Source organism: Citrobacter sp. Cu233 (assembly GCF_030332225.1).
Taxonomy (GTDB): domain Bacteria; phylum Pseudomonadota; class Gammaproteobacteria; order Enterobacterales; family Enterobacteriaceae; genus Citrobacter.
On record NZ_JAOWIF010000033.1, the window covers coordinates 66354 to 91672 of the forward strand.

At 51.5% G+C, this 25319-nt stretch carries 31 protein-coding genes; 16 read left to right on the plus strand and 15 right to left on the minus strand.

Annotated elements, in window-relative coordinates; genetic code table 11:
- The first annotated feature begins 52 nt into the window (after window positions 1-52).
- From arcB to mtgA, 3 genes are all read left to right on the plus strand, one after another.
- Entirely contained in the window at window positions 53-2389 is a 2337-nt protein-coding gene (arcB, locus tag OGX95_RS10450; RefSeq protein ID WP_286629376.1) for an aerobic respiration two-component sensor histidine kinase ArcB, read from the plus strand.
- 229 nt (window positions 2390-2618) lie between these two features.
- Entirely contained in the window at window positions 2619-3272 is a 654-nt protein-coding gene (gene elbB / locus OGX95_RS10455; RefSeq protein ID WP_286629377.1) for an isoprenoid biosynthesis glyoxalase ElbB, read from the plus strand.
- Entirely contained in the window at window positions 3269-3988 is a 720-nt protein-coding gene (gene mtgA / locus OGX95_RS10460; RefSeq protein WP_286629378.1) for a monofunctional biosynthetic peptidoglycan transglycosylase, read from the plus strand. Before elbB ends, mtgA begins: the two co-directional genes overlap by 4 nt.
- 102 nt (window positions 3989-4090) lie before the next feature.
- On the opposite strand, the gene npr is transcribed toward mtgA, so the two are convergent.
- From npr to OGX95_RS10515, 11 genes are all read right to left on the minus strand, one after another.
- Window positions 4091-4363, minus strand: coding sequence for a PTS phosphocarrier protein NPr (gene npr, locus OGX95_RS10465; protein WP_003828770.1), 273 nt, complete (start codon window positions 4361-4363; stop codon window positions 4091-4093).
- Complete coding sequence (gene rapZ, locus OGX95_RS10470; RefSeq protein ID WP_048213428.1) at window positions 4360-5214, minus strand: RNase adapter RapZ; 855 nt, start codon at window positions 5212-5214, stop codon at window positions 4360-4362. The genes npr and rapZ overlap by 4 nt, the downstream gene beginning before the upstream one ends.
- A 45-nt stretch (window positions 5215-5259) precedes the next feature.
- Window positions 5260-5751, minus strand: coding sequence for a PTS IIA-like nitrogen regulatory protein PtsN (ptsN, locus tag OGX95_RS10475; protein ID WP_048213427.1), 492 nt, complete (start codon window positions 5749-5751; stop codon window positions 5260-5262).
- An 83-nt stretch (window positions 5752-5834) separates the two neighbouring features.
- On the minus strand, window positions 5835-6122 hold the full coding sequence (gene hpf / locus OGX95_RS10480) for a ribosome hibernation promoting factor (protein WP_005121327.1): 288 nt from the start codon (window positions 6120-6122) through the stop codon (window positions 5835-5837).
- Window positions 6123-6144: 22 nt separating this feature from the next.
- Window positions 6145-7578, minus strand: coding sequence for an RNA polymerase factor sigma-54 (gene rpoN / locus OGX95_RS10485; protein WP_286629379.1), 1434 nt, complete (start codon window positions 7576-7578; stop codon window positions 6145-6147).
- A gap of 46 nt (window positions 7579-7624) precedes the next feature.
- Complete coding sequence (gene lptB / locus OGX95_RS10490; RefSeq protein WP_048213425.1) at window positions 7625-8350, minus strand: LPS export ABC transporter ATP-binding protein; 726 nt, start codon at window positions 8348-8350, stop codon at window positions 7625-7627.
- A 6-nt stretch (window positions 8351-8356) separates the two neighbouring features.
- Complete coding sequence (lptA, locus tag OGX95_RS10495; RefSeq protein ID WP_286629380.1) at window positions 8357-8911, minus strand: lipopolysaccharide ABC transporter substrate-binding protein LptA; 555 nt, start codon at window positions 8909-8911, stop codon at window positions 8357-8359.
- Window positions 8880-9455: an LPS export ABC transporter periplasmic protein LptC gene (gene lptC / locus OGX95_RS10500; RefSeq protein ID WP_048213423.1), complete on the minus strand. Its 576-nt coding sequence runs from the start codon at window positions 9453-9455 to the stop codon at window positions 8880-8882. Before lptC ends, lptA begins: the two co-directional genes overlap by 32 nt.
- Entirely contained in the window at window positions 9452-10018 is a 567-nt protein-coding gene (gene kdsC / locus OGX95_RS10505) for a 3-deoxy-manno-octulosonate-8-phosphatase KdsC (protein ID WP_286629381.1), read from the minus strand. The genes lptC and kdsC overlap by 4 nt, the downstream gene beginning before the upstream one ends.
- Window positions 10019-10038: 20 nt before the next feature.
- Window positions 10039-11025 (minus strand): arabinose-5-phosphate isomerase KdsD, encoded by a 987-nt coding sequence (kdsD, locus tag OGX95_RS10510; protein ID WP_048213422.1) that lies wholly within the window; start codon window positions 11023-11025, stop codon window positions 10039-10041.
- A 13-nt stretch (window positions 11026-11038) separates the two neighbouring features.
- Window positions 11039-12016 carry a calcium/sodium antiporter gene (locus OGX95_RS10515; protein WP_271440746.1) on the minus strand — a complete coding sequence of 326 codons (978 nt, stop codon included), beginning with the start codon at window positions 12014-12016 and terminating at the stop codon, window positions 11039-11041.
- Window positions 12017-12230: 214 nt separating this feature from the next.
- Between OGX95_RS10515 and mlaF the strand changes: the two genes are divergently transcribed.
- From mlaF to murA, 7 genes are all read left to right on the plus strand, one after another.
- Window positions 12231-13043 (plus strand): phospholipid ABC transporter ATP-binding protein MlaF, encoded by an 813-nt coding sequence (mlaF, locus tag OGX95_RS10520; protein WP_048213420.1) that lies wholly within the window; start codon window positions 12231-12233, stop codon window positions 13041-13043.
- Window positions 13044-13050: 7 nt separating this feature from the next.
- The gene (mlaE, locus tag OGX95_RS10525; protein ID WP_048213419.1) at window positions 13051-13833 is read left to right on the plus strand and encodes a lipid asymmetry maintenance ABC transporter permease subunit MlaE; all 783 of its coding nucleotides are present in this window, start codon (window positions 13051-13053) and stop codon (window positions 13831-13833) included.
- A 4-nt stretch (window positions 13834-13837) separates the two neighbouring features.
- Window positions 13838-14395 carry an outer membrane lipid asymmetry maintenance protein MlaD gene (gene mlaD, locus OGX95_RS10530; RefSeq protein ID WP_048213507.1) on the plus strand — a complete coding sequence of 186 codons (558 nt, stop codon included), beginning with the start codon at window positions 13838-13840 and terminating at the stop codon, window positions 14393-14395.
- Between the two features lie 18 nt (window positions 14396-14413).
- A complete protein-coding gene (gene mlaC, locus OGX95_RS10535) occupies window positions 14414-15049 on the plus strand; it encodes a phospholipid-binding protein MlaC (protein ID WP_286629382.1) in 636 nt (211 codons plus the stop codon).
- Window positions 15049-15342, plus strand: coding sequence for a lipid asymmetry maintenance protein MlaB (gene mlaB, locus OGX95_RS10540; RefSeq protein ID WP_271449024.1), 294 nt, complete (start codon window positions 15049-15051; stop codon window positions 15340-15342). The genes mlaC and mlaB overlap by 1 nt, the downstream gene beginning before the upstream one ends.
- Before the next feature lie 169 nt (window positions 15343-15511).
- Complete coding sequence (gene ibaG, locus OGX95_RS10545; RefSeq protein ID WP_005121314.1) at window positions 15512-15766, plus strand: BolA family iron metabolism protein IbaG; 255 nt, start codon at window positions 15512-15514, stop codon at window positions 15764-15766.
- A gap of 53 nt (window positions 15767-15819) precedes the next feature.
- The gene (gene murA, locus OGX95_RS10550; RefSeq protein WP_286629383.1) at window positions 15820-17079 is read left to right on the plus strand and encodes a UDP-N-acetylglucosamine 1-carboxyvinyltransferase; all 1260 of its coding nucleotides are present in this window, start codon (window positions 15820-15822) and stop codon (window positions 17077-17079) included.
- A gap of 55 nt (window positions 17080-17134) precedes the next feature.
- On the opposite strand, the gene sfsB is transcribed toward murA, so the two are convergent.
- On the minus strand, window positions 17135-17419 hold the full coding sequence (gene sfsB / locus OGX95_RS10555; RefSeq protein WP_286629384.1) for a DNA-binding transcriptional regulator SfsB: 285 nt from the start codon (window positions 17417-17419) through the stop codon (window positions 17135-17137).
- A gap of 240 nt (window positions 17420-17659) precedes the next feature.
- Window positions 17660-18631 carry an octaprenyl diphosphate synthase gene (gene ispB / locus OGX95_RS10560; RefSeq protein WP_286629385.1) on the minus strand — a complete coding sequence of 324 codons (972 nt, stop codon included), beginning with the start codon at window positions 18629-18631 and terminating at the stop codon, window positions 17660-17662.
- A 258-nt stretch (window positions 18632-18889) separates the two neighbouring features.
- Here ispB and rplU point away from each other — a divergent pair, with 258 nt between their 5' ends.
- The 4 genes from rplU (at window position 18890) to cgtA (ending at window position 21759) form a co-directional block, all read left to right on the plus strand.
- Window positions 18890-19201 carry a 50S ribosomal protein L21 gene (gene rplU, locus OGX95_RS10565; RefSeq protein ID WP_003025032.1) on the plus strand — a complete coding sequence of 104 codons (312 nt, stop codon included), beginning with the start codon at window positions 18890-18892 and terminating at the stop codon, window positions 19199-19201.
- Window positions 19202-19220: 19 nt separating this feature from the next.
- On the plus strand, window positions 19221-19478 hold the full coding sequence (gene rpmA, locus OGX95_RS10570) for a 50S ribosomal protein L27 (protein ID WP_003025030.1): 258 nt from the start codon (window positions 19221-19223) through the stop codon (window positions 19476-19478).
- Between the two features lie 127 nt (window positions 19479-19605).
- Window positions 19606-20571 carry a DMT family transporter gene (locus OGX95_RS10575; protein WP_048213413.1) on the plus strand — a complete coding sequence of 322 codons (966 nt, stop codon included), beginning with the start codon at window positions 19606-19608 and terminating at the stop codon, window positions 20569-20571.
- 15 nt (window positions 20572-20586) lie between these two features.
- Window positions 20587-21759 (plus strand): Obg family GTPase CgtA, encoded by a 1173-nt coding sequence (gene cgtA, locus OGX95_RS10580; RefSeq protein ID WP_286629386.1) that lies wholly within the window; start codon window positions 20587-20589, stop codon window positions 21757-21759.
- A gap of 98 nt (window positions 21760-21857) precedes the next feature.
- Here the strand turns inward: cgtA and dacB are convergent, their stop codons facing one another.
- Window positions 21858-23291 carry a serine-type D-Ala-D-Ala carboxypeptidase gene (gene dacB / locus OGX95_RS10585; RefSeq protein WP_202037633.1) on the minus strand — a complete coding sequence of 478 codons (1434 nt, stop codon included), beginning with the start codon at window positions 23289-23291 and terminating at the stop codon, window positions 21858-21860.
- Between the two features lie 248 nt (window positions 23292-23539).
- Between dacB and greA the strand changes: the two genes are divergently transcribed.
- The gene (gene greA, locus OGX95_RS10590; protein ID WP_003025019.1) at window positions 23540-24016 is read left to right on the plus strand and encodes a transcription elongation factor GreA; all 477 of its coding nucleotides are present in this window, start codon (window positions 23540-23542) and stop codon (window positions 24014-24016) included.
- A 213-nt stretch (window positions 24017-24229) separates the two neighbouring features.
- Here greA and yhbY read toward each other — a convergent pair whose 3' ends face one another.
- On the minus strand, window positions 24230-24523 hold the full coding sequence (yhbY, locus tag OGX95_RS10595; RefSeq protein WP_003025016.1) for a ribosome assembly RNA-binding protein YhbY: 294 nt from the start codon (window positions 24521-24523) through the stop codon (window positions 24230-24232).
- 125 nt (window positions 24524-24648) lie between these two features.
- On the opposite strand from yhbY, the gene rlmE reads away from it, so the two are divergent.
- Window positions 24649-25278, plus strand: a complete 630-nt coding sequence (gene rlmE / locus OGX95_RS10600; RefSeq protein ID WP_137382431.1) for a 23S rRNA (uridine(2552)-2'-O)-methyltransferase RlmE — start codon at window positions 24649-24651, stop codon at window positions 25276-25278.
- Window positions 25279-25319 lie beyond the last annotated feature (41 nt).

Genomic DNA, 25319 nt, shown 5'->3' on the forward strand with positions numbered 1-25319 from the left:
TCACGCTGAGAATTGAGTATTATTGTGCCAAGTTGTCGTGAAGGAACCCTCTATGAAGCAAATTCGTATGCTGGCGCAATACTATGTCGACCTGATGATGAAGTTAGGTCTGGTGCGCTTTTCGCTGCTGTTGGCGCTGGCTTTGGTTGTGTTGGCAATTGTGGTGCAGATGGCTGTCACTATGGTGCTGCATGGCCAGGTAGAAAGCATTGATGTCATCCGTTCTATCTTTTTTGGCCTGTTAATTACCCCCTGGGCTGTCTACTTCCTGTCTGTGGTGGTTGAACAACTGGAGGAGTCCCGGCAACGCCTTTCACGACTGGTACAGAAGCTGGAAGAGATGCGCGAGCGCGACCTCAAGCTCAACGTGCAGTTGAAGGATAATATCGCCCAACTCAATCAGGAGATTGTCGAACGTGAAAAGGCGGAAGCTGAGCGGCAGGAGACGTTTGAACAACTGAAGGTCGAAATCAAAGAGCGTGAAGAAGCGCAGATCCAGCTTGAGCAGCAATCTTCATTTTTACGTTCTTTCCTTGATGCTTCACCGGACCTGGTTTTTTATCGCAATGAAGATAAAGAGTTTTCCGGCTGTAACCGTGCTATGGAGCTGCTGACAGGTAAGAGCGAAAAGCAACTGGTGAATCTAAAGCCGGCTGATGTGTATTCGCCAGAGGCGGCTGAAAAAGTTATTGAAACCGACGAGAAGGTATTCCGCCATAACGTTTCGCTGACCTATGAGCAATGGCTCGACTATCCGGACGGGCGCAAAGCCTGCTTTGAGATCCGTAAAGTGCCTTACTACGACCGCGTAGGGAAACGACACGGTCTGATGGGCTTTGGTCGTGATATTACCGAGCGTAAGCGCTATCAGGACGCCCTTGAGCGCGCCAGCCGTGACAAGACCACCTTTATCTCTACGATCAGCCACGAGCTGCGTACGCCGCTTAATGGTATCGTCGGTTTAAGTCGGATCCTGTTAGATACAGATTTAACCGCTGAGCAGGAAAAATATCTCAAAACTATCCATGTTTCCGCCGTGACGCTGGGGAACATTTTCAACGATATTATCGATATGGATAAGATGGAGCGGCGCAAAGTCCAGCTCGATAACCAGCCAATCGATTTCACCAGCTTTATGGCGGATCTGGAAAACCTCTCCGGCTTGCAGGCGCAACAAAAAGGGCTGCGCTTTGTGCTTGAGCCGACGCTACCGCTGCCTCATAAGGTCATTACAGACGGAACGCGTCTGCGTCAAATTCTGTGGAATCTGATCAGTAATGCCGTGAAATTCACCCAGCAAGGGCAGGTGACGGTGCGGGCTCGCTATGACGAGGGAGACATACTGCATTTTGAGGTGGAGGATTCCGGGATCGGTATTCCACAGGATGAGCAGGATAAAATCTTCGCCATGTACTATCAGGTGAAGGACAGCCATGGTGGTAAACCCGCAACGGGAACCGGGATTGGTCTCGCGGTATCTCGCCGTCTGGCGAAAAATATGGGCGGTGATATTACGGTTTCCAGCCAGGCCGGAAAAGGCTCCATCTTTACGCTAACCGTGCATGCTCCTGCTGTGGCAGAAGAGATTGAAGATGCTTTTGAAGACGATGAAATGCCGTTACCAGCCCTGAATGTGCTGCTGGTGGAAGACATTGAACTGAACGTCATTGTCGCGCGTTCGGTGCTGGAAAAACTGGGTAATAGCGTGGATGTCGCGATGACCGGGCAAGCCGCGCTGGATATGTTCAAACCGGGTGAATATGACCTGGTGCTGCTGGATATTCAGCTACCGGATATGACAGGGCTCGATATCTCCCGCGAGCTGACCCAAAAATATGCGCGCGAGGACCTGCCGCCGCTGGTGGCTCTCACCGCCAACGTACTGAAAGATAAAAAAGAATATCTGGATGCGGGAATGGACGACGTGCTGAGTAAGCCGCTGTCAGTTCCGGCGTTAACCGCCATGATCAAAAAATACTGGGATACCCGAAACGAAGAGGAGAGCACTGTGACGTCTGAAGAAAGCAGTAAATCGCAAGCGCTGTTAGATATTCCTATGTTGGAACAATACCTCGAACTGGTCGGGCCGAAGTTGATCACCGACGGTCTGGCGGTGTTTGAGAAAATGATGCCGGGATATTTGAGCGTGCTGGAGTCTAATCTGACTGCCCGTGATAAAAAAGGCGTGGTTGAGGAAGGCCATAAAATTAAAGGTGCAGCCGGATCTGTCGGTCTGCGCCACCTGCAACAGTTGGGTCAGCAAATTCAATCACCCGACCTTCCTGCCTGGGAAGATAACGTAGCTGAATGGATTGAAGAGATGAAGCAGGAGTGGCAGCACGACGTAGCGGTCTTAAGAGCCTGGGTTGCAAGCGTGGAAAAAAAATGACCCCGGCTTGACCGGGGTGCGCGAATACTGCGCCAACACCAGGGAAATCGTGGCTGCGCCGTAAATTATTATCATTGTTTACAAGGGCGCAGCCCTAATTTTCAGGCCGCACGCAGTTAAGATAGCAAATCTTAAATAATTTGTTACATGAATCAGTTAAATGTGTGAAGCGTGGCATTCTAATCAGAATTATTAATATGCTTCAGTCAGTTGCGAAAGGAGTATCACGATGAAAAAAGTTGGCGTAGTGCTCAGCGGATGTGGCGTGTATGACGGTGCAGAAATTCACGAAGCCGTACTCACGCTGCTGGCTATTGCCCGCAATGGCGCTCAGGCTATCTGCTTTGCGCCAGATAAACAGCAGGCGGATGTGATTAATCATCTGACGGGCGAGCCGATGCCGGAAACCCGCAATGTCCTGATTGAAGCTGCGCGTATTGCGCGTGGTGATATTCGCCCCCTGGCCCAGGCGGCTGCAACGGAGCTGGATGCGCTAATCGTGCCTGGCGGGTTTGGCGCAGCAAAAAATCTGAGCAATTTTGCCAGCCAGGGCACTGAATGTCGGGTTGATAGCGACTTAGCCGCACTGGCGAAGGCGCTGCATCAGGCCGGTAAACCCCTGGGATTCATGTGTATTGCTCCTGCTATGTTACCTAAGATTTTTGACTTCCCGCTGCGTCTGACAATTGGCACTGACATCGATACAGCGGAAGTGCTGGAGGAGATGGGCGCTGAACATGTGCCTTGCCCGGTCGATGACATTGTGGTTGATGAAGATAATAAAGTTGTCACCACGCCTGCTTACATGCTGGCGCAGGATATCGCCCAGGCGGCGAGTGGGATCGACAAACTGGTCTCGCGTGTGCTGGTGCTGGCTGAATGAGAAAAGAGGCTACCGCCTTTCTGCGACGTCTATTTCTGCGGGCAATTATTGTCCTCGCCGTGTTTTGGGGCGGGGGGATAGCACTCTTCAGCGTGATGCCCGTTCCTTTCTCGGCGGTCATGATTGAGCGGCAGCTTGGTGCCTGGATACAGGGTAATTTCGGTTATGTGGCGCATTCTGACTGGGTCAGTATGGATGAGATATCACCGTGGATGGGACTGGCTGTCATTGCTGCTGAGGACCAGAAATTTCCCGACCACTGGGGATTTGATGTCTCTGCGATAGAGAAAGCGTTGGCGCATAACGAACGTAATGAAAACCGTATTCGGGGTGCCTCGACGTTATCGCAACAAACGGCAAAAAACCTCTTTTTGTGGGATGGGCGTAGCTGGGTGCGCAAAGGGCTTGAGGCCGAGTTAACGCTGGGGATAGAAACAGTCTGGAGTAAGAAACGAATCCTGACGGTTTATTTGAATATTGCGGAGTTTGGCGATGGGGTATTCGGTGTAGAGGCTGCATCACAGCGCTATTTCCATAAACCCGCCAGCCGTCTTAGCCCGTCTGAAGCGGCATTGCTGGCGGCGGTTCTGCCCAATCCGTTACGTTTTATGGCGAGTGCGCCTTCCGGCTATGTGCGCAGTCGTCAGGCGTGGATCATGCGCCAAATGCGCCAGTTGGGCGGTGAGTCGTTTATGCGTGAAAATAAGCTGTATTAACGGGGTTATTGCCGGATGGCGGCGTAAACGCCTTATCCGGCCTACGGATGCCTGCAGCGGTTGATTTGTAGGCCCGATAAGCGCAGCGCATCAGGCACTCAACTAATCCTCATCAAATCCCGAATTAAACAGCGCAATCACGGCTGCCAGGGCCTCAACTTCTTGCGGACCCGTGGCTTCGACTTCTATCTGGCGTCCTTTGGCGGAATCCAGCATCAACAGAGCGATAACGCTGTTTGCCTCGGCTTCCGTTCCTTCATCATTACGCAGCAGAACTTCTGCTTCAAAACCCTGCATTAGCTCAAACAGTTTCATTGCCGGCCGGGCATGCATGCCCAGCTTATTCGTGATTTCAACAGTTTGCTTCACGGTCATGATTTGCGTTTTTCCAGCGTACGATGGCGTGATTGCACGTTTTTACCGCGTGAGCGGAAGTAGTCTGCCAGTTGCTCTGCAATATACACCGAACGGTGTTTCCCGCCGGTACAGCCGATGGCTACAGTGAGGTAGCTGCGGTTGTTTGTCTCCAGCATGGGTAACCATAGCTCAAGGTAGCTGCGAGTCTGGTAGATAAAATTGTGTACTTCTGTGTGTCTGTCCAGAAAGGCTGCGACGGGCCTGTCCAGACCGGTCATCGGACGTAGCTTCGGATCCCAGTGCGGGTTAGGCAGGAAGCGGACATCAAAGACGTAATCCGCATCGATAGGGATTCCGTGTTTAAAGCCAAAGGATTCAAATACCATCGTCAGTTCACGTTCACGTTTGCCCAGCAGTCGGGTACGTAACATTTCCGCCAGCTCGTGCACAGACATTTCAGAGGTGTCTACGATCAGGTCAGCGCGCGAACGCAACGGCTCCAGTAAATCGCTTTCTTTATCGATAGCGCTTTCCAGAGATAAATTCTTGCTGGACAGTGGGTGTAAACGGCGTGTATCGCTGTAGCGGCGAATCAGCGTGTTACGGTCGGCATCAAGGAACAGCAGTTGCGGTGAGAAGCCTTCAGGCAGGTTACTCATTGCCTGCTCAAAAATCTCCGGGGACTCGGGCATATTGCGCACATCAATGCTGACCGCCGCAGATATCTGGCGATCGGCGAGGGTTCGAGCCAGTTCGGGCAACAACACGACGGGAAGGTTATCCACGCAGTAAAAACCCATATCTTCCAGAGCGCGCAGGGCGACAGACTTACCTGACCCTGAACGACCGCTGACGATCATCAGTACCATGTACTGTTTCTCCTCACAACGACAGAAAAAGATGCCATTGGGTTGTTATGCTTCATCCTGTCCACCTTCAGTGTCAGTGATGATTTGATACAACTCCTGGTCACTCTGCGCGGCGCGCAGGCGACGACAGATGGTTTTATCTGCCAGACGTTTTGCGACCAGTGACAACGTATGCAAATGTGTTTTGGTTTGGTCCGCCGGGACCAGCAGGGCGAAAAGCAGATCGACTGGCTGATTATCAATGGCATCGAACGCGATTGGCGTTTCAAGTTGAACAAATACACCAACCGCACGCAGGGTGTCTTCTTCCAGCTTTCCATGCGGAATGGCAATACCATTGCCAATACCGGTGCTGCCCATTTTTTCACGCGTCAGAATGGCTTCAAATACCACCTGAGGAGGCAAACTAAGTTGTTTTGCCGCCAGTTCACTGATGATTTCCAGTGCGCGTTTCTTGCTTTGGCAGTGAACGGCCGCGCGTGTACATTCCTGGTTAAGAACATTGCTCAGTTGTAGAGTCGTATCGTTATTTGTCATAATTTCACCTAAGCGCTAACTGTACAAATGGCCCGTTGTGTTTCACAACAGGCCGTCCTGCACCCGCTAACTGCCCGGACAAGTTAGTGCTGTTTCAGTTTATCTTTATGTTTTGTTAACTGCCGAGCCAGTTTATCAATTAAACCGTCAATGGCGGCGTACATATCCTGACCTTCCGCGCTGGCATGAATTTCGCCACCGTTTACATGCAGTGTTGCATCCGAGATGTGTGTCACCTTCTCCACTTTCAACACAATATAGACCTGATTAATCCGGTCGAAATATTGTTCAAGCTTGGCGAACTTTGTGGTGACAAAGTCGCGCAGGGCCTCAGTGATTTCGACATTGTTTCCAGTGATGTTGAGCTGCATAGTGTCTTCCTTATCGGTTGGGTCAAACCAGCTGTTTGCGCTGGTTAGACGGCGGAATGGATAAAGACTCTCGGTACTTCGCAACGGTGCGGCGCGCCACCATGATACCTTGTTCTGACAGCATAGAGGTTAACTTGCTGTCACTCAGCGGTTTCGCAGGGTTCTCCGCAGCAATTAATTTCTTCACCAGTGCGCGGATTGCTGTGGAAGAGGCTTCGCCTCCACCTTCAGTGTTGACGTGACTGGAGAAAAAATACTTCAATTCAAAAATGCCGCGCGGACTGTGCAGATACTTTTGCGTGGTCACTCGGGAAATGGTCGATTCATGCATCTCGACGGCCTGGGCGATATCTGCCAGAACCATCGGTTTCATATACTCTTCGCCTTGCTCAAAGAAGGCTTGCTGTTGCTCAACGATACAGCGGCTTACGCGCAATAGCGTGTCATTACGGCTTTCCAGACTTTTAATCAGCCATTTCGCATCCTGCAGGTTGCTACGAATAAACTGGCTGTCAGCATCATTGCGTGCGTTATTGCACAGGGCGGCGTAGTGTTGGTTGATCTGTAAACGCGGAATGCTGTCACTGTTGAGTTCTACTACCCAGCGATCGTTATGCTTACGCACCAGCACATCCGGGATCACGTACTCTGGTTCACCGGTCTGGATAGACTGTCCGGGTCTTGGGTCAAGCGACTGGATAAGATTGACGGCTTCTTTCAGCACATCTTCTTTCAGTCGGGTTACGCGCATCAGCGTACGGAAGTCGTGGTTGGCGAGCAGATCAAGGTGATCGCTGATGATCAGACGTGCTTCTTCCAGCCATGGTGTGACTTTGTCAAACTGCGAAAGCTGGATCAGTAAGCAATCGCGGAGATCTTTTGCCGCCACGCCAACGGGATCAAACCGCTGAACGCGTTTAAGCACGGCTTCGATTTCATCGATACCGACGTCGTCATCGCCCATGCTGTCGAGAATGTCGTCCAGCGTGACGGTGAGATAGCCTGTTTCGTCGACTGCATCCACAATTGACGTGGCAATAGCACGATCGGTGTCTGAGAATGGAGTCAGTTCCACCTGCCACATCAGGTAATCTTGCAGCGATTGCGTGGTTTCACCCTGATACACAGGCAGCTCGTCATCGATGTAATCCCCGCTGGTGCCAGACGGCGTACCTGCGGTGTAAATCTCATCCCAACTTGCATCCAGCGGTAGCTCTTCCGGCATCTCTTTTTGTTCGAGTGCGTCAGCCGTATCGAGGGATTCGCTATCCTGCTTTTCCTGGGTATCAATTTCGTCGTGAAGATCGGTTTGCTCGAGCAGTGGGTTACTTTCCAGCGCTTGCTGAAGTTCTTGCTGAAGTTCCAGCGTGGACAACTGCAACAGACGGATAGCCTGTTGTAGCTGAGGCGTCATCGCCAGTTGTTGGCTAAGCCTGAGTTGCAAACCTTGCTTCATGTTCAGAGTTGTTGTCTCCTGCGGTGACGTGAAGTCTACTACCCTATCAGAGTCTGAAGTCTTCCCCAAGGTATACGCGTTTTACGTGCTCGTCCTGCAGGATTTCTGTCGGCGTACCGTGTGCGATCAGATGTCCCTGGCTCACAATGTAGGCACGCTCACAAACAGCCAGCGTTTCGCGCACGTTATGGTCGGTAATCAGCACGCCAAGCCCGCTGTCGCGCAGGTGTTCAATAATACGTTTGATATCAATAACGGAAATGGGGTCAACACCGGCAAAGGGTTCATCCAACAGGATAAATTTTGGATTAGCGGCCAGTGCGCGAGCGATCTCCACACGGCGGCGTTCCCCACCGGAGAGTGCCTGTCCAAGGCTGTCACGCAGATGTTCGATATGGAATTCTTCCATCAGCTCATTGGCGCGATCTTCACGCTGCTCGCTGGAAAGATCGTCACGAATTTGCAGAACCGCCATCAGGTTATCAAATACACTCAGGCGACGAAAAATAGAGGCTTCCTGCGGTAAGTACCCGATACCGCGACGGGCACGCGCATGCAGGGGTAACAGACTGATATCTTCGTCATCAATGATAATGTTGCCAGCATCGCGCGGCACAATGCCGACTACCATGTAAAAGGTTGTTGTTTTGCCCGCACCGTTAGGACCGAGCAGACCGACGATCTCCCCGGAGTTGACGGTCAGGCTGACATCTTCCACCACACGACGGCCTTTGTAGGCTTTTGCAAGATTCTTTGCAGTTAATGTTGCCATAACGAATCAGTTACCTTTTTTCTCTGCCGGAGTCTTGGTCTTGTTTTTGTCCTGCAATTGCGACGGAACCAGAACGGTGGTGACGCGTTTGCCTTTCTCACTGAAGGCCTGCATTTTCTGTTCTTTTACCAGATAGGTGATCTTATCGCCCGTGATGTTGCTATCGAGCTGTTCCAGATAAGCCTTACCGGTAAGGACGACAAAATCTTTTGCCAGCTCATAGTGCATCTGTGAGGCGCGGCCTTTAACCGGTTTACCATTGTCCTGCATCTGGTAAAAGGTCGCCGGATTGCCATAACCATCAATCACTTCTTTACCGTCTTCACCGCCCGGACGAGTGACGACGACCTTATCGGCATTAATTTTGATCGTGCCCTGCGTCACGATAACATTACCGGTAAACGTCACCACGTTGCCCTGCATATCCAGAGACTGCTGGTCCGATTCAATGTGAATCGGTTGCTCGGTATCGCCAGTGACGGCAAATGCCGGAATGCTGGCGGCCAGAAGTGAGCTGGCAAGCACAAGATTAAGGCTGAGTTTGTTTGTTTTGGATTTCATATGAGGTTCTAACCTTTTCAATCAGCTCGGCGTTCTTGCTGCGTAAGTTGCCGCGCATCTTCAGTCCGCTGGAGTTAAATGTTGTTCCATACAACGTGACCAGATCATCGGAAGTGACATCTTGCGTCACAAGGTTGATCTGCGCGTTATCGGTAGTAATTCTGCGTAGTTGAGAGTCAGGCACCAGCGCGTTAACCTCAACATGGCCATACAGGTACAGCATCCGATCGTTGGTCAATTTGGCCTTATCGGCCTTGATAGACCAGGTCGGTACTTTGTCCTTATCAAATGTGGTTAACACCGGTTGGGTGAACCACGAAACTGCTTGATCTGAATAATATTCAACGTGTTGCGCGATCAAATGGTAGCTCAGCGCGCCCTCAGGGCTGTACACGACGGTGTCGGTATGCTCGCTCTTATAGGTTGGCTCGTTGTTATTTACGACAACCTGAGCAGTGTCGTCTTTGTCTGCCAGGTTAATACCAATCATCACAAGGACAGCCAGCGACAGTAGAATGATAACCCAACGTCTGGTTTTGCTCATATCGATTGTCCTTTGGCCTCATCCAGTTTGCCCTGCGCCAGGAGTAATAAGTCGCAGACTTCGCGCACTGCACCGCGCCCCCCGTCGATACGGGTGACGTAATCGGCCCGCGGGATCAGCAACGGATGAGCATCCGCTACCGCTATGCTTAATCCCACTTTTGCCATCACCGGCCAGTCGATCAGGTCATCGCCAACATACGCCACATTCTCAGGCGCGATCGCCAGTTTGCTAAGCAGATCGCCAAAGGCAACCAGTTTGTCCGACTGCCCCTGATACAGATGTGTGATCCCTAATGTGGCACAGCGATCTTCTACAAGTTTAGCCTTTCGTCCGGTAATAATGGCAACCTCAATACCGGAAGTGAGCGCACAACGAATGCCGTAGCCATCGCGGACGTTAAACGCCTTCAGCTCTTCACCGTTGTTGCCCATATAAATCAGACCATCAGACAGTACGCCATCCACATCAAGGATCAGCAGACGGATGTTTTCTGCCCTGGTGATGACGTCAGTGCTGACGGGTCCATAACAGGTCGCAAGCGACGCACCTGCTTTACTCATTTTCTTTATCCTTGAGTTTCTTACACTACACCTGCACGCAGCAGATCATGCATATGTAACACACCCAGTAACTGGTCGCCATCAGCAACCATTACTGAGGTGATATGGCGGGACTGCATTAAGTTCAGGGCATCAACGGCAAGAATCCCTGGACGCACGCGAATGCCCCCAGGGGTCATCACATCGGCAATGCCTAACTGGCGTACATCAACGCCCATATCGAAGACACGACGTAAATCGCCATCCGTAAAGATACCGTCAATCTTCATCGCATCATCGCAAATGACGGTCATGCCGAGATTTTTCCGTGTGATCTCCAGTAAGGCGTCACGCAGACTGGCGCTTTTAGTCACATGCGGGATTTCGTCTCCCGTATGCATAATATCGTTAACGCGCAACAAAAGCTTACGCCCCAGTGCGCCACCAGGATGAGATAACGCAAAATCTTCTGCAGTGAAGCCGCGTGCTTTTAGTAACGCAACGGCAAGCGCATCGCCCATGACCAGCGTTGCGGTCGTGCTGCTGGTCGGTGCCAGACCTAATGGGCAGGCTTCTTTGGGCACTTTAACACACAGATGTACATCTGCTGCACGCGCCATACTGCTTTCCGGACGGCCGGTCATGCAGATAAGGGGGACGTGAAGGCGTTTGAGCACCGGGATTAATGCGGCAATCTCATTGGATTCGCCGGAGTTAGAAATGGCGATCACCACGTCCTGCGGAGACACCATACCCAGATCGCCGTGTGCGGCTTCGCCAGGATGCACAAAAAATGAGGGCGTGCCGGTACTGGCAAACGTGGCGGCCATTTTGCGCCCGATATGCCCTGATTTTCCCATTCCCATCACCACGACTTTGCCCGGGCAACTGAAAATCTTTTCACAGGCGAGGGTAAAGTTCTGGTTGATGTACTGATCAAGCTCCGCCAGGCCTTCACGTTCAATTGTCAGGACTTCCTTGCCTGCTTGCTGAAAGTCAAAACCCGGTTGCAACTCTAAGTGCGACATAATGCGTTTCCAGTTATCCAACGAGAAGTGGCGATAACCAATACAGCATCGCCAGCCATATGATAAAACCGCTGGTCAGAAGCGCACCCGCGCCACGACCAATCTGGCGCGGGCGTCGCCAGCAGAGTAATGCAAAAATAACGCTCACCAGCAGCATGACGCTATAGTCACGGATGAAGGCCATCGGGTTGACCTCGCCCGGTGTAATCAGTGCAGGTAACCCAAGAACAATAACAATATTAAAAATGTTCGCGCCGATGATGTTACCGACGGCAATATCGTTTTCACCTTTACGCAAACCTGCAATGGCGGTTGCCAGTTCTGGCAGACTGGTACCAATGGCCACGACCGTCAAACCGATAGTCAGCTCGCTCATGGCAAAGTAATTTGCCAGTACAGTGGCGTTATCAACCACCATACGCGTTGCCATTGGCATAATGATCAGTGCTATCCCCAGCCATAAAAATGCGACAGGCAATCCGCCTTCGCGAGGCAGTTCCGCAACTTGCTCCCGGGTCAGGCTGTCATTGCCCTGACGTTCTGCCAGACGGGCGATTTTAACAATGAATAGCAGCCATAGCACGGCCAGAAGCAGAAGAAAGAGGCCATCACTGCGGCTTAACTGCCCGTCATACAGTACGGACGCGGCCAAAATGCTTACCAGCAACATTAACGGTAATTCACGACGCAGAACATCAGAATGCACGGTAAAAGGATGAATGAGTGCTGACAGGCCTAAAATAAGAAGAATATTGGTGATGTTGGAGCCGATGGCGGTACCGACGGCTAAATCGAGCTGCCCATTCATTGATGCCGCAACAGAGACAATAATCTCAGGTAGGGACGTGCCGATGCTGACGACCGTCATTCCTATAATGATGGGGGGGATACCAAAGGTGCGGCATAAAATGGATGCAGCAAATACCAGACGGTCGGCACCGTAGACCACCAGAAGTAAACCAATTATTAACAGTGCCGTTGCTAAAAGCATCTAAAGTCCTTTCTTCAGGTATACTCGCCGGTCCACTTGAAGGATCTTCTGGAAGCCGTAACGAATTCTTAATTTTGACTTTATGCGGCTAAAAAGTAAAACAAATGCCAGCTTTCGCTAACCAGGACAGCCAATAATCTGTAAATATGTCGAGTTCAGGGCTAAATTGAGCGCCAACTCTTCGATCAACGAGGCAATAGTAAAGGATGAATCAATGGGTCAGTCTGTGGCGAATCTAGTCGATATGCGCGATGTCAGCTTTTCCCGAGGTGACCGCTGCATCTTTGATAATATTTCCCTGACGGTGCCGCGCGGTAAGGTGACGGCGATCATGGGGCCATCTGGCATCGGCAAAACGACGCTGTTACGTCTGATTGGCGGGCAGATCCCGCCAGATAAGGGCGAAATCCTGTTTGACGGCGAAAACGTCCCAGCCATGTCTCGTTCACGTTTGTACACCGTGCGTAAGCGCATGAGTATGCTGTTTCAGTCCGGTGCGCTGTTTACCGACATGAACGTGTTTGACAACGTTGCTTATCCACTGCGTGAGCATACGACGCTGCCCAAGGCGTTGCTCAAGAGCACGGTGATGATGAAACTGGAAGCTGTCGGCCTGCGTGGTGCGGCAAAACTCATGCCTTCTGAATTATCCGGTGGGATGGCGCGACGTGCGGCATTAGCGCGCGCCATTGCGCTGGAGCCTGATCTCATTATGTTTGATGAACCGTTCGTCGGTCAGGATCCTATCACCATGGGTGTGCTGGTGAAGTTGATTTCAGAGCTGAACAACGCGCTGGGCGTCACCTGCGTGGTGGTCTCTCACGATGTGCCAGAGGTACTGAGTATTGCAGATTACGCCTATATTATGGCTGACAAAAAAATAGTGGCCTACGGTAGTGCTCAGGCACTACAAGAAAATGCCGATCCGCGCGTGCGTCAGTTCCTCGATGGTATCGCCGATGGGCCGGTTCCGTTCCGCTACCCGGCGGGCGATTACCACACCGATTTACTCAAAACAGGGAGTTAAGCCACCCATGTTGTTAAATGCGCTGGCATCACTCGGACATCGAGGGATAAAAACCCTCAGGACGTTCGGGCGAGCCGGATTAATGTTGTTCAATGCGGTAGTCGGCAAGCCGGAGTTTCGCAAACATGCGCCGCTGCTGATCCGCCAGCTCTATAATGTCGGTGTCCTGTCGATGCTGATCATTATCGTTTCTGGCGTGTTCATCGGGATGGTGCTGGGATTGCAGGGATACCTGGTCCTGACAACCTACAGTGCAGAAACCAGTCTCGGTATGCTGGTGGCGCTGTCCTTGCTGCGAGAACTGGGGCCAGTTGTTGCGGCGCTGCTGTTCGCCGGGCGGGCCGGATCGGCGTTAACCGCGGAAATTGGCCTGATGCGGGCAACCGAGCAACTTTCCAGCCTGGAAATGATGGCGGTTGATCCTCTGCGTCGAGTGGTCTCTCCGCGTTTTTGGGCGGGTGTCATTTCATTGCCGCTGCTGACGATTATTTTTGTCGCGGTTGGGATCTGGGGTGGTTCGCTGGTAGGCGTTAGCTGGAAGGGGATTGATGCAGGCTTTTTCTGGTCGGCGATGCAAAATGCCGTCGACTGGCGTCTGGATCTGGTCAACTGTTTGATTAAGAGCGTGGTGTTCGCCATTACGGTCACATGGATTGCATTGTTCAATGGTTATGATGCGATTCCGACCTCCGCCGGAATTAGCCGGGCTACGACACGCACCGTTGTGCACGCATCTCTTGCCGTTCTGGGGCTGGATTTTGTGCTGACCGCACTGATGTTTGGGAATTGAGTTCATGCAAACGAAAAAAAATGAAATTTGGGTCGGGGTATTCCTGCTGGTTGCGCTGCTGGCGGCGTTATTTGTCTGCCTGAAAGCGGCTAATGTGACCTCCATGCGTACTGAACCAACCTACACGGTTTATGCGACCTTTGATAATATCGGCGGCCTGAGAGAGCGCTCTCCAGTCCGGATAGGTGGGGTTGTTGTGGGGCGAGTTTCGGATATCTCGTTAGATCCCAAAACATACCTGCCACGCGTAACGCTGGACATCGAATCGCGCTTTAACCATATCCCGGACACCAGCTCGCTGAGCATCCGCACCTCTGGTCTGCTGGGTGAGCAGTACCTGGCATTAAACGTGGGTTTTGAAGATCCTGAGCTGGGAACGTCTATCCTCAAAGATGGCAGTACGATTCAGGACACTAAATCCGCGATGGTGCTGGAAGATATGATTGGTCAATTCCTCTACAACAGTAACAGTAAAGGTGATGACAATAAGAATTCTGGCGATGCGCCAGCCGCAACTGAAGGCAATAATGAAGCCACTACGCCTGCGGGCGCAACGAAATAATCTCAGGAGAATCGACGTATGTTTAAACGATTGATGATGGTGGCTATGCTGGTCATTGCTCCACTTAGCGTGGCAACCGCAGCGGACCAGACAAACCCGTATAAACTGATGAATGAGGCGGCGCAGAAAACTTTCGATCGTCTGAAAAACGAACAACCGAAGATCCGTTCTAACCCGGATTATCTGCGTGATGTTGTCGACCAGGAACTGCTGCCGTATGTGCAAGTGAAATATGCGGGGGCGCTGGTTTTAGGGCGCTACTACAAAGAAGCTACGCCTGCGCAGCGTGACGCTTATTTCGCCGCGTTTCGTGAATACCTGAAGCAAGCCTACGGTCAGGCGCTGGCGATGTACCACGGTCAGACCTATCAGATCGCACCGGAACAACCGCTGGGTGATGCGACCATCGTGCCTATCCGCGTGACGATTATCGATCCAAACGGTCGTCCTCCGGTGCGCCTGGATTTCCAGTGGCGTAAAAACTCCCAAACCGGTCACTGGCAAGCGTATGACATGATCGCCGAAGGCGTCAGTATGATCACGACTAAACAGAATGAGTGGAGCGACCTGCTGCGCACGAAAGGTATTGATGGCCTGACTGCACAGCTGAAATCTATCTCTCAGCAGAAAATCACTCTGGAAGAGAAGAAATAATGACGCAGTCACTCACCTGGACGCGTGAAGGTGACAAGCTGACGCTCGCGGGAGAGCTGGATCAGGACGTGTTAAATCCGCTATGGGATGCACGTGTTGAGGCGATGAAAGGGGTAACCTGCATCGATCTGAGCCAGGTCTCCCGGGTTGATACCGGTGGTCTGGCATTGCTGTTGCATCTGGTTGACCAGGGCAAGCAACAGGGAAATCGCGTTTCGCTTACCGGTGTTAACGATAAGGTTTATACCCTGGCACAGCTTTACAATTTGCCTGACGACGTCCTTCCGCGTTAATTTTTCCAGGCTGGATAAGGCCTTGTGCCTTCATTCAGCACCTCCATCACAGGGGATCTGTCGCCAAAGCCTTGTCTGATTTATCAGCGAGGCTTTTTGCTTATTTATGACAGCGCCACTTTGCTCTAAGATGTTGGGCTGTTTTCACTATCTGACGAATGAAGAGCCCATGGAAAATAATGAAATTCAGAGCGTGCTGATGAACGCACTCTCCCTCCAGGAAGTCCACGTTTCTGGTGACGGCAGTCACTTTCAGGTTATTGCCGTGGGTGAGATGTTTGACGGCATGAGCCGGGTCAAGAAGCAGCAATCGGTCTATGGCCCATTGATGGAGTATATTGCGGATAACCGCATTCATGCTGTGTCGATTAAAGCGTTTACCCCAGCGGAATGGGCGCGCGATCGCAAACTTAACGGTTTTTGAGCTACGGGTGAGATGCCGGTAGCGAAGATGAATTCTTAACAGAGAACAGAATAATGGATAAATTCCGTGTTCAGGGGCCAACCAAGCTCCAGGGCGAAGTCACTATTTCAGGCGCTAAAAACGCCGCACTGCCGATCCTTTTTGCGGCGCTGCTGGCTGAAGAACCTGTAGAAATTCAAAACGTCCCGAAACTGAAGGACGTTGATACCTCCATGAAGTTGCTGAGCCAGTTGGGGGCGAAAGTAGAGCGTAATGGGTCTGTGCACATTGATGCGCGTGACGTTAACGTCTTCTGTGCACCGTACGATCTGGTGAAAACCATGCGTGCGTCTATCTGGGCATTGGGGCCACTGGTTGCTCGTTTTGGTCAGGGTCAGGTTTCTCTGCCGGGCGGCTGTACTATCGGCGCGCGCCCGGTTGACCTGCATATTACAGGTCTGGAGCAGTTAGGTGCCACCATCAAGCTGGAAGAAGGCTATGTGAAGGCGTCCGTTGAGGGGCGCCTGAAAGGCGCACACATTGTCATGGACAAAGTGAGTGTCGGTGCAACGGTAACCATTATGTGCGCGGCAACGCTTGCAGAAGGCACCACCATCATCGAAAACGCCGCCCGCGAACCGGAAATTGTGGATACCGCTAATTTCCTGATTGCGCTGGGTGCGAAGATCACTGGGCAAGGTACCGATCGTATCACCATTGAAGGCGTTGAACGTCTCGGTGGCGGTGTGTATCGCGTTCTGCCAGACCGTATTGAAACCGGGACGTTCCTGGTGGCGGCGGCGATTTCTCGCGGCAAAATCATCTGCCGTAATGCACAACCAGACACACTGGATGCTGTTCTGGCGAAGCTGCGTGATGCCGGTGCGGATATCGAAGTCGGTGAAGACTGGATTAGCCTCGACATGCACGGCAAACGTCCTAAAGCGGTTAATGTGCGCACTGCGCCACATCCGGCGTTCCCGACTGACATGCAGGCCCAGTTCACACTGTTGAACCTGGTGGCCGAAGGTACTGGCTTCATTACGGAAACCGTGTTTGAAAATCGCTTTATGCACGTGCCTGAACTGAGCCGTATGGGGGCTCACGCGGAAATCGAAAGCAATACTGTGATTTGTCACGGCGTTGAAACGCTCTCCGGTGCACAGGTAATGGCGACCGATCTGCGTGCGTCCGCAAGTTTGGTATTAGCGGGATGTATCGCTGAAGGCACAACGGTCGTTGACCGTATTTATCACATCGATCGCGGCTATGAGCGCATCGAGGATAAATTGCGTGCACTTGGTGCCAATATTGAGCGCGTGAAAGGCGAATAATCGTCTGTGGCTTTTGTTCCCCCATGGGTCTTCGACATGGGGGACTGTCAAAACATCATTTGGTATTCTGCTTCTCTTTACAGGCCCTCATCAGACGCGTTCTGTCGATAAATTCATGCGTCTGTGCGTCGTGATAACGCGATGGCCAAATCACCCAGGGATCTGCCCCCAGTGCTCTGGCGATAATCAATTCACCCTTTGGCCACGGCCGCGTTAACGTATTTGCCAGCGTTGATGAACTTAATCCATTTTTACGCGACTCGGCAGCCATCGAGGTTCCTTTCTTGCGTAATCCTGCGATGATGTCAGCTGGATGCCAGTCAATAAACTTGTTTTCCATAATTCCATCACTCCTTAGTTTAACCACCTACGGTTTCACAATCAGCCAGTGAGGACACTATAACGTCCGGAGAACGAATGCTCTAATATGTTCCTGTAAAATGTTGGTATATTCAGAATATGCCAATATTCACCCGAGGTTAATTAAGTGTTATTAGCGTGAGGAGTAGGGGGGTAAAGGAATTTATAAGAACATCCCGCGCAGTGCACGGGATGATAATCTTAGCGGGCGCGGGGATTATTAACGATCACGCTGTACTGCGATATGCGCCAGGCCAATCAGGGCTTCTTTCCACTGAGAGTCTGGGAGTACCTGAAGTGCGGCAATCGCCTTATCAGCCTCTTCCTCAGCGCGTTGACGGGTCCATTCCAGTGACCCGCAAGCGTTCATCGCTTCCAGAACCGGCTCCAGAAGGTGGCGACCATTACCTTGCTCAATCGCCTGGCGAATCATTTGCGCCTGCTCAGGGGTGCCGTGGCGCATCGCATGCAGCAATGGTAGCGTAGGTTTACCTTCGTTGAGGTCATCACCCACGTTTTTACCCAACTGTTCGCCATCTGCGCTGTAATCCAGTAAATCGTCGATAAGCTGGAAAGCCGTTCCGAGGTAGCGACCATAATCCTGTAAGCCTTTCTCTTGCTCATCGCTACAACCTGCAAGGATACCTGAGCATTGGGCCGCAGCTTCAAACAGACGCGCCGTCTTGCTGTAGATAACACGCATATAGTTTTCTTCGGTGATATCCGGGTCGTTGACGTTCATTAACTGCAGGACTTCGCCTTCAGCAATGACGTTGACCGCTTTAGACATCACTTCCAGCACTTTCAGGGAGCCGAGGCTGGTCATCATCTGAAAGGCGCGGGTATAGATAAAATCGCCGACCAGAACGCTGGCAGCATTGCCAAACGCTGCGTTTGCCGTGGCTTTCCCACGGCGCATATCGGATTCATCCACAACATCGTCATGAAGCAGGGTTGCGGTGTGGATAAACTCGATTAAGGCAGCGATCGTGACGTGGGCATTTTCCTGATAACCAACGGCACGCGCCGCGAGTACGGCGATCATTGGACGAATGCGTTTTCCGCCGCCGCTCACGATGTAGTACCCCAATTGATTGATCAACTGGACGTCGGAATTGAGCTGTTCAAGGATTGTCGCATTGACCCCCGCCATATCTTGCGCGGTTAACTCATTGATTTTTTCTAAATTCATCGCAAAAGCCGGGCTTCTCGCCCCGATTACCTCACTATTTGAGAAGGTAACGTCGGGTTTAGGGTTAGAAATATATGCTGATTGTACTGAAAAAACGCCGCAGATAAACGTTACGGTACACGTTGTGTTTTTTTTCTTCATGTATTGACGGTAGCACTTGTCAAAGGCTCGCGTTTTGCGTAATATTCGCGCCCTATTGTGAATATTTATAGCGCACTCTGAATCATCAAAAAGGTGTGCGCGGAAGCGGAGTTTTTTATGTACGCGGTTTTCCAAAGTGGTGGTAAACAACACCGAGTAAGCGAAGGTCAGACCGTTCGCCTGGAAAAGCTGGACATCGCAACTGGCGAATCTGTTGAGTTCGCTGAAGTTCTGATGATCGCAAACGGTGAAGAAGTCAAAATCGGCGTTCCTTTCGTTGATGGCGGCGTTATCAAAGCTGAAGTCGTTGCTCACGGTCGTGGCGAGAAAGTTAAAATTGTTAAGTTTCGTCGTCGTAAACACTACCGTAAGCAGCAGGGCCATCGTCAGTGGTTCACTGATGTGAAAATCACTGGCATCAGCGCTTAAGTTAAGGGGAGCAGATTAAATGGCACATAAAAAGGCTGGCGGCTCGACTCGTAACGGTCGCGATTCAGAAGCTAAACGTCTGGGCGTAAAACGCTTCGGCGGTGAAACAGTTCTGGCTGGTAGCATCATCGTTCGTCAACGTGGTACTAAATTCCACGCTGGCTCCAACGTTGGTTGCGGCAAAGACCACACTCTGTTTGCTAAAGCAGACGGTAAAGTGAAATTTGAAGTGAAAGGCCCGAAAAACCGTAAATTCATCAGCATTGTTGCTGAATAAGTTTTTCGCGTCCCGGTAACGGATAAAAGCCCCGCAACACGTTGCGGGGCTTTTTACATTCGACGACCGGTAAATACGCTCGTCGCGCCGTGATAACCCGGAAACGAGCCCTTGCAGGGAATACGGCATGAAGCAGCAGGCAGGTATTGGTATTCTTTTAGCACTCACGACAGCTGTCTGTTGGGGGGCTTTACCAATAGCGATGAAGCAAGTGCTGGAGGTGATGGAACCTCCTACCGTAGTGTTCTACCGTTTTTTAATGGCAAGCATTGGCCTTGGCGCTATTCTTGCGGTTAAAAAAAAGCTCCCTCCATTGCGTATTTTTCGCAAAGCGCGTTGGCTGGTGCTGTTGGCTATTGCCACTGGTGGACTGTTCGGTAACTTCATTCTGTTTAGTTCGTCTTTACAATATTTGAGCCCAACGGCTTCGCAGGTTATCGGTCAACTGTCACCTGTTGGCATGATGATCGCCAGTGTCTTTATCCTGAAGGAGAAGATGCGCGGCACGCAGATTATTGGCGCTATTATGCTTCTGAGCGGGTTGGTGTTGTTTTTTAATACCAGTCTGATCGAAATTTTTACCCGGCTGACCGATTACACCTGGGGCGTGATCTTTGGTGTTGGTGCCGCGACGGTTTGGGTGTGTTATGGGGTCGCGCAAAAGGTGTTATTGCGCCGCCTGGCATCACCGCAGATCCTGTTTTTACTGTACACTTTATGTACGATAGCGTTGTTGCCGCTGGCTAAACCCGGCGTAATAGCGCAACTCAGCGACTGGCAGCTTGCCTGCCTCGTGTTCTGCGGCCTGAATACACTGGTAGGATACGGTGCCCTTGCGGAAGCAATGGCTCGCTGGCAGGCGGCACAGGTGAGCGCCATAATTACGCTCACACCGCTGTTTACGTTGTTATTTTCAGATTTATTATCACTGGCCTGGCCCGATTTCTTCGCCAGACCGATGCTAAACCTTTTAGGTTATCTCGGTGCGTTTATCGTGGTTGCGGGCGCGATGTATTCCGCCATTGGTCATCGAATTTGGGGCGGTTTACGTAAGCATGAAACGGTGGTTTCGCAACCCCGCTCAGGCGAATGATTTACGGAGAGTAAAATGAAGTTTGTTGATGAAGCATCGATTCTGGTCGTTGCAGGCGATGGCGGTAACGGTTGTGTCAGCTTCCGCCGCGAAAAATACATCCCAAAAGGCGGTCCGGACGGTGGTGACGGTGGTGATGGCGGTGACGTCTGGCTGGAAGCCGACGAAAACCTGAACACGCTGATTGATTACCGTTTTGAAAAATCATTCCGTGCGGAACGTGGTCAGAATGGCGCAAGCCGTGATTGCACCGGCAAGCGTGGTAAAGACGTTACCATCAAAGTGCCAGTAGGGACACGCGTTATCGACCAGGGTACGGGCGAAACGATGGGCGACATGACCAAACACGGTCAGCGTCTGATGGTCGCTAAAGGTGGCTGGCACGGCCTGGGTAACACCCGTTTTAAATCGTCGGTCAACCGTACCCCGCGCCAGAAAACGATGGGTACACCTGGCGATAAACGTGACCTGATGCTGGAGCTGATGCTGTTAGCCGATGTCGGTATGCTGGGTATGCCAAACGCCGGTAAATCGACGTTTATCCGCGCGGTATCTGCGGCGAAACCGAAAGTGGCGGATTATCCGTTCACCACGCTGGTACCGAGCCTCGGCGTTGTGCGTATGGACAACGAAAAGAGCTTCGTGGTTGCTGATATCCCGGGTCTGATTGAAGGTGCTGCTGAAGGCGCTGGTCTTGGTATTCGCTTCCTGAAGCACCTGGAACGTTGCCGCGTGCTGCTGCACCTCATTGATATCGATCCGATTGACGGTTCCGATCCGGTAGAAAACGCCCGTATCATTATTGGCGAACTGGAAAAATACAGTCAGGATCTGGCATCTAAACCTCGCTGGTTAGTGTTCAACAAAATTGATTTGATGGACAAAGCTGAAGCGGAAGAAAAAGCGAAAGCGATCGCGCAAGCGCTGGGCTGGGAAGGTAAATATTACCTGATCTCTGCCGCCAGCCAGCTGGGTGTGAAGGATCTTTGCTGGGATGTGATGACCTTTATCATTGAGAACCCAATTGTTCAGGCTGAAGAAGCGAAACAGCCGGAGAAAGTTGAGTTCATGTGGGATGATTATCACCGTCAGCAGCTCGCTGAAGTCGAAGACGAAGCGGAAGATGACTGGGATGATGATTGGGACGAAGACGACGAAGAAGGCGTTGAGTTCATTTACAAGCGTTAATCCCAATAAAAACCCCGGCCATGTTGCCGGGGTTTTTGTTTCCAGGGTGCGCTGTAGTCCGGATAAGGCGCGTTTGTGTCGCTATCCGCCAAACATACTCAGTTATTCTGGTATATATCTTTGTACAACCGACTCTCGAAGCGTACCAGTGGAATACGGCGGTTACGCTGGTCTGCAGGCTCTACCGCATAGCCAGACAGGTACTGCACGAAGGCCATGCGTTGCCCGCTGGCGGTGGTGATGAACCCCGCGAGGTTGTACACCCCTTGCAGTGAGCCTGTTTTCGCGGAAACCTTGCCATCAACACCAGCCTGATGCAGGCCTGCACGGTATTGCAGGGAGCCATCATGGCCAGCCAGTGGCAGCATCGTGATAAAGTTCAGCTCATTGTCATGCTGCGCGATGTATTGCAGTACCTGCATCATGGTGGCGGGGGCAATCAGGTTATGGCGGGAGAGGCCAGAGCCATCGGCAATAATCGTGTTGCCGATATCGACGCCCGCCTGCTGGCGCAGGATCTGACGTACGGCATCTGAACCTGCTCGCCAGGTGCCCGGTACGTTAAATCGCGCATGGCCAATCATGCGAAAAACGGTGTCGGCAATCATGTTGTCTGATTTTTTCAGCATAATCTTAAGCAGATCATGCAACGGTGCTGATTGTTTGCTGGCGACTACGGTACCCGGTTCGTTGACCTGAGTCTGACGCAGCAGCGTGCCGCTGTAGGTAATACCCGCTTGTTTTAGCTCATCTTTAAGAATGGCTCCGGCATAGCTGGCACCGTCCTGAATAGCAAACGCCAGTGGCAGAGGTTCGGCGCGCTGCGGCAGACACCCGGTCAGTGTGAAGCGGTTTAAATCGCCGGGAACCACGTCCAGTTCACAATATTGCGCTTCCGCAGAACCACGCGCGAGGGTACGAACCTGGCTGAACATGGTCACCGGGTAGTATGATGCTACGCGGATATACGCCAAATCGTTGGCTTTTTGTGCGCTGTAGAGCGATACAGAGAAGCAATTTCGGTCGACAATCGCCGCTGCTGGCGGAGCGCTAAAACATTGCGTCATGTCGTTCCAGGGCCAGCCGGGTGCTTTATCATGGCTGGCAAAAATGGAGGTGTCGATCAGGACATTTCCGGCAATTTGCGTCACCCCTGATTTTTTCAGAGTTGCTACCATATTGCGAATATCCTGACGTTTTAACGTCGGATCGGCACCAAATCTTGCAACTAAGTCACCTTTCAATATCCCATTTTCCACGTTGCCTTTTGTCTCAAGCGTCGTGGTGAAACGGAAATCAGGTCCGAGTTGAATCAATGCCGCCAGAGCGGTGATCACTTTCTGGGTACTGGCCGGGAGTGCCATCTGCTGGCTATGGTAATCAATCGCGGGCGCAGGCGCGCCAACCTTCTGTACCATAAGGGCGAGGTTGGCCCCGGCAGGAAGCTGGTTGATGTACTCGTCGACATTCGCAGCCTGAACGCTGAACGCTATACTGGCAGTTAATCCAATGGCAAATCTGGGAAATCGCATAATCTCGCGCTAACAACCTGGAATCAGGCCGTCATACTACGGCGCAACGCCCTAAAAAGTAAACGATGACCCATAGGGAACTCCAGGGTAAAATGAACATCAAATAGAGAATTGTAGCTGACCTGGGACCTCGTGCCCCGGGTCGGTATTTTTTTGCTTCTGACTCTGGCATGGCGTATGCCAGGGTGGGCTTAGCAGCCGGGGTGAGGACAATCACCCCCTACAGGAATGTTCAAGAGGTATAACAAATGCAAGCTATCCCGATGACCTTACGTGGTGCTGAAAAACTGCGCGAAGAGCTGGATTTTCTCAAATCTGTGCGCCGCCCTGAAATTATTGCCGCGATCGCGGAAGCGCGTGAACACGGTGACCTGAAAGAGAACGCGGAGTATCACGCGGCTCGTGAACAGCAGGGATTCTGCGAAGGTCGCATTAAAGATATCGAAGCCAAACTGTCTAACGCGCAGGTTATTGACGTCACTAAAATGCCAAATAACGGCCGCGTTGTGTTCGGTGCGACGGTTACCGTTCTGAATCTTGATAACGATGAAGAGCAGACCTGGCGCATTGTTGGCGATGATGAGGCTGATTTTAAACAAAACCTGATTTCGGTGAACTCACCTATTGCTCGTGGCCTGATTGGTAAAGAGCAGGATGATGTGGTGGTTATCAAAACGCCGGGCGGTGAAGTTGAGTATGAAGTGACGAAGGTCGAATACCTGTAAGAATTTCCCAATACACACATCATACTTCACGCGGCATGTGCGTTGGCTGTGCTCGAATTATTTAGTGTATCTGTAAGATGTTGATGTATTGTAAAGAAAGGAAAAAGGCCGCATAGCGGCCTTTTATCAACGAAGAGAGCGTGGCATTTTGCTCTCCTGCTAGCGGAAATTCCCGCGTTTTACACAAACTTCGTGTTCAACTTTGGGATATTCTTAGCGTGGCAGCGAGATTTTACGTTCTTTCGTCGGGCGATACAGTACCAGCGTTTTGCCGATGACCTGTACATTGCAGGCGCCGGTTTCGCGTACGATAGCTTCCACGATCAAGGTTTTAGTATCGCGATCTTCCGAGGCGATTTTCACCTTGATAAGCTCATGGTGCTCTAACGCTTGTTCAATCTCGGCCAGTACCCCTTCGGTCAAACCATTATTGCCAAGCATAACTACAGGCTTGAGCGGATGTGCCAGACCTTTCAGGTGCTGTTTTTGTTTAGTACTCAGATTCATCGTATATTTTTGCTTACGTTGGGATTGAAAACGGGTCATTCTACCGCCATCTCCCATATATCGCCAAATAGCTGTGTAGATATTTACACCATTGGTTACGATGAACTGCCCGATGGGAAAGTGAAATGACAGGTAAAAAGCGTTCTGCCAGCTCGAGTCGCTGGCTTCAGGAACACTTTAGCGATAAATATGTTCAACAGGCACAGAAAAAGGGGTTACGTTCCCGTGCCTGGTTTAAACTTGATGAAATACAGCAAAGTGACAAAATTTTTAAACCGGGGATGACGATTGTTGACCTCGGCGCTGCACCCGGTGGCTGGTCGCAATATGCGGTTACGCAGATCGGAAACAGCGGCCGCATTATCGCTTGCGATCTTTTACCTATGGATCCAATCGTTGGTGTGGACTTCCTTCAGGGCGACTTTCGTGATGAATTAGTCCTGAAAGCGTTACTTGAGCGTGTAGGTGACAGTAAAGTACAAGTTGTCATGTCTGATATGGCGCCAAATATGTGTGGAACACCGGCGGTGGATATTCCCCGGGCCATGTATCTGGTTGAACTGGCACTTGGAATGGCTCGTGATGTATTAGCACCAGGTGGTAGTTTTGTAGTGAAGGTGTTCCAGGGCGAAGGCTTCGATGAGTATCTAAGAGACATTCGCTCCCTGTTTACGAAGGTCAAAGTTCGTAAGCCGGACTCTTCTCGCGCCCGTTCGCGTGAAGTGTACATTGTAGCGACCGGGCGTAAACCATAACCGGTAGATTTCAAACGTAAGTTTGAAAGACACTGGATATA

What these genes read in the sequence shown, in the direction of transcription:
- OGX95_RS10515 (WP_271440746.1), bottom strand. Translation starts at nt 12,016, where the DNA reads ATGCTTTTAGCAACGGCACTGTTAATAATTGGTTTACTTCTGGTGGTC.
- sfsB (WP_286629384.1), bottom strand. Translation starts at nt 17,419, where the DNA reads ATGGAAAACAAGTTTATTGACTGGCATCCAGCTGACATCATCGCAGGA.
- lptA (WP_286629380.1), bottom strand. Translation starts at nt 8,911, where the DNA reads ATGAAATCCAAAACAAACAAACTCAGCCTTAATCTTGTGCTTGCCAGC.
- arcB (WP_286629376.1), top strand. Translation starts at nt 53, where the DNA reads ATGAAGCAAATTCGTATGCTGGCGCAATACTATGTCGACCTGATGATG.
- ibaG (WP_005121314.1), top strand. Translation starts at nt 15,512, where the DNA reads ATGGAAAATAATGAAATTCAGAGCGTGCTGATGAACGCACTCTCCCTC.
- rapZ (WP_048213428.1), bottom strand. Translation starts at nt 5,214, where the DNA reads ATGGTACTGATGATCGTCAGCGGTCGTTCAGGGTCAGGTAAGTCTGTC.
- elbB (WP_286629377.1), top strand. Translation starts at nt 2,619, where the DNA reads ATGAAAAAAGTTGGCGTAGTGCTCAGCGGATGTGGCGTGTATGACGGT.
- rplU (WP_003025032.1), top strand. Translation starts at nt 18,890, where the DNA reads ATGTACGCGGTTTTCCAAAGTGGTGGTAAACAACACCGAGTAAGCGAA.
- murA (WP_286629383.1), top strand. Translation starts at nt 15,820, where the DNA reads ATGGATAAATTCCGTGTTCAGGGGCCAACCAAGCTCCAGGGCGAAGTC.
- npr (WP_003828770.1), bottom strand. Translation starts at nt 4,363, where the DNA reads ATGACCGTGAAGCAAACTGTTGAAATCACGAATAAGCTGGGCATGCAT.
- rpmA (WP_003025030.1), top strand. Translation starts at nt 19,221, where the DNA reads ATGGCACATAAAAAGGCTGGCGGCTCGACTCGTAACGGTCGCGATTCA.
- ispB (WP_286629385.1), bottom strand. Translation starts at nt 18,631, where the DNA reads ATGAATTTAGAAAAAATCAATGAGTTAACCGCGCAAGATATGGCGGGG.
- kdsD (WP_048213422.1), bottom strand. Translation starts at nt 11,025, where the DNA reads ATGTCGCACTTAGAGTTGCAACCGGGTTTTGACTTTCAGCAAGCAGGC.
- rpoN (WP_286629379.1), bottom strand. Translation starts at nt 7,578, where the DNA reads ATGAAGCAAGGTTTGCAACTCAGGCTTAGCCAACAACTGGCGATGACG.
- mlaC (WP_286629382.1), top strand. Translation starts at nt 14,414, where the DNA reads ATGTTTAAACGATTGATGATGGTGGCTATGCTGGTCATTGCTCCACTT.
- hpf (WP_005121327.1), bottom strand. Translation starts at nt 6,122, where the DNA reads ATGCAGCTCAACATCACTGGAAACAATGTCGAAATCACTGAGGCCCTG.
- rlmE (WP_137382431.1), top strand. Translation starts at nt 24,649, where the DNA reads ATGACAGGTAAAAAGCGTTCTGCCAGCTCGAGTCGCTGGCTTCAGGAA.
- mlaF (WP_048213420.1), top strand. Translation starts at nt 12,231, where the DNA reads ATGGGTCAGTCTGTGGCGAATCTAGTCGATATGCGCGATGTCAGCTTT.
- lptC (WP_048213423.1), bottom strand. Translation starts at nt 9,455, where the DNA reads ATGAGCAAAACCAGACGTTGGGTTATCATTCTACTGTCGCTGGCTGTC.
- mtgA (WP_286629378.1), top strand. Translation starts at nt 3,269, where the DNA reads ATGAGAAAAGAGGCTACCGCCTTTCTGCGACGTCTATTTCTGCGGGCA.
- kdsC (WP_286629381.1), bottom strand. Translation starts at nt 10,018, where the DNA reads ATGAGTAAAGCAGGTGCGTCGCTTGCGACCTGTTATGGACCCGTCAGC.
- cgtA (WP_286629386.1), top strand. Translation starts at nt 20,587, where the DNA reads ATGAAGTTTGTTGATGAAGCATCGATTCTGGTCGTTGCAGGCGATGGC.
- greA (WP_003025019.1), top strand. Translation starts at nt 23,540, where the DNA reads ATGCAAGCTATCCCGATGACCTTACGTGGTGCTGAAAAACTGCGCGAA.
- dacB (WP_202037633.1), bottom strand. Translation starts at nt 23,291, where the DNA reads ATGCGATTTCCCAGATTTGCCATTGGATTAACTGCCAGTATAGCGTTC.
- mlaE (WP_048213419.1), top strand. Translation starts at nt 13,051, where the DNA reads ATGTTGTTAAATGCGCTGGCATCACTCGGACATCGAGGGATAAAAACC.
- mlaD (WP_048213507.1), top strand. Translation starts at nt 13,838, where the DNA reads ATGCAAACGAAAAAAAATGAAATTTGGGTCGGGGTATTCCTGCTGGTT.
- lptB (WP_048213425.1), bottom strand. Translation starts at nt 8,350, where the DNA reads ATGGCAACATTAACTGCAAAGAATCTTGCAAAAGCCTACAAAGGCCGT.
- OGX95_RS10575 (WP_048213413.1), top strand. Translation starts at nt 19,606, where the DNA reads ATGAAGCAGCAGGCAGGTATTGGTATTCTTTTAGCACTCACGACAGCT.
- mlaB (WP_271449024.1), top strand. Translation starts at nt 15,049, where the DNA reads ATGACGCAGTCACTCACCTGGACGCGTGAAGGTGACAAGCTGACGCTC.
- yhbY (WP_003025016.1), bottom strand. Translation starts at nt 24,523, where the DNA reads ATGAATCTGAGTACTAAACAAAAACAGCACCTGAAAGGTCTGGCACAT.
- ptsN (WP_048213427.1), bottom strand. Translation starts at nt 5,751, where the DNA reads ATGACAAATAACGATACGACTCTACAACTGAGCAATGTTCTTAACCAG.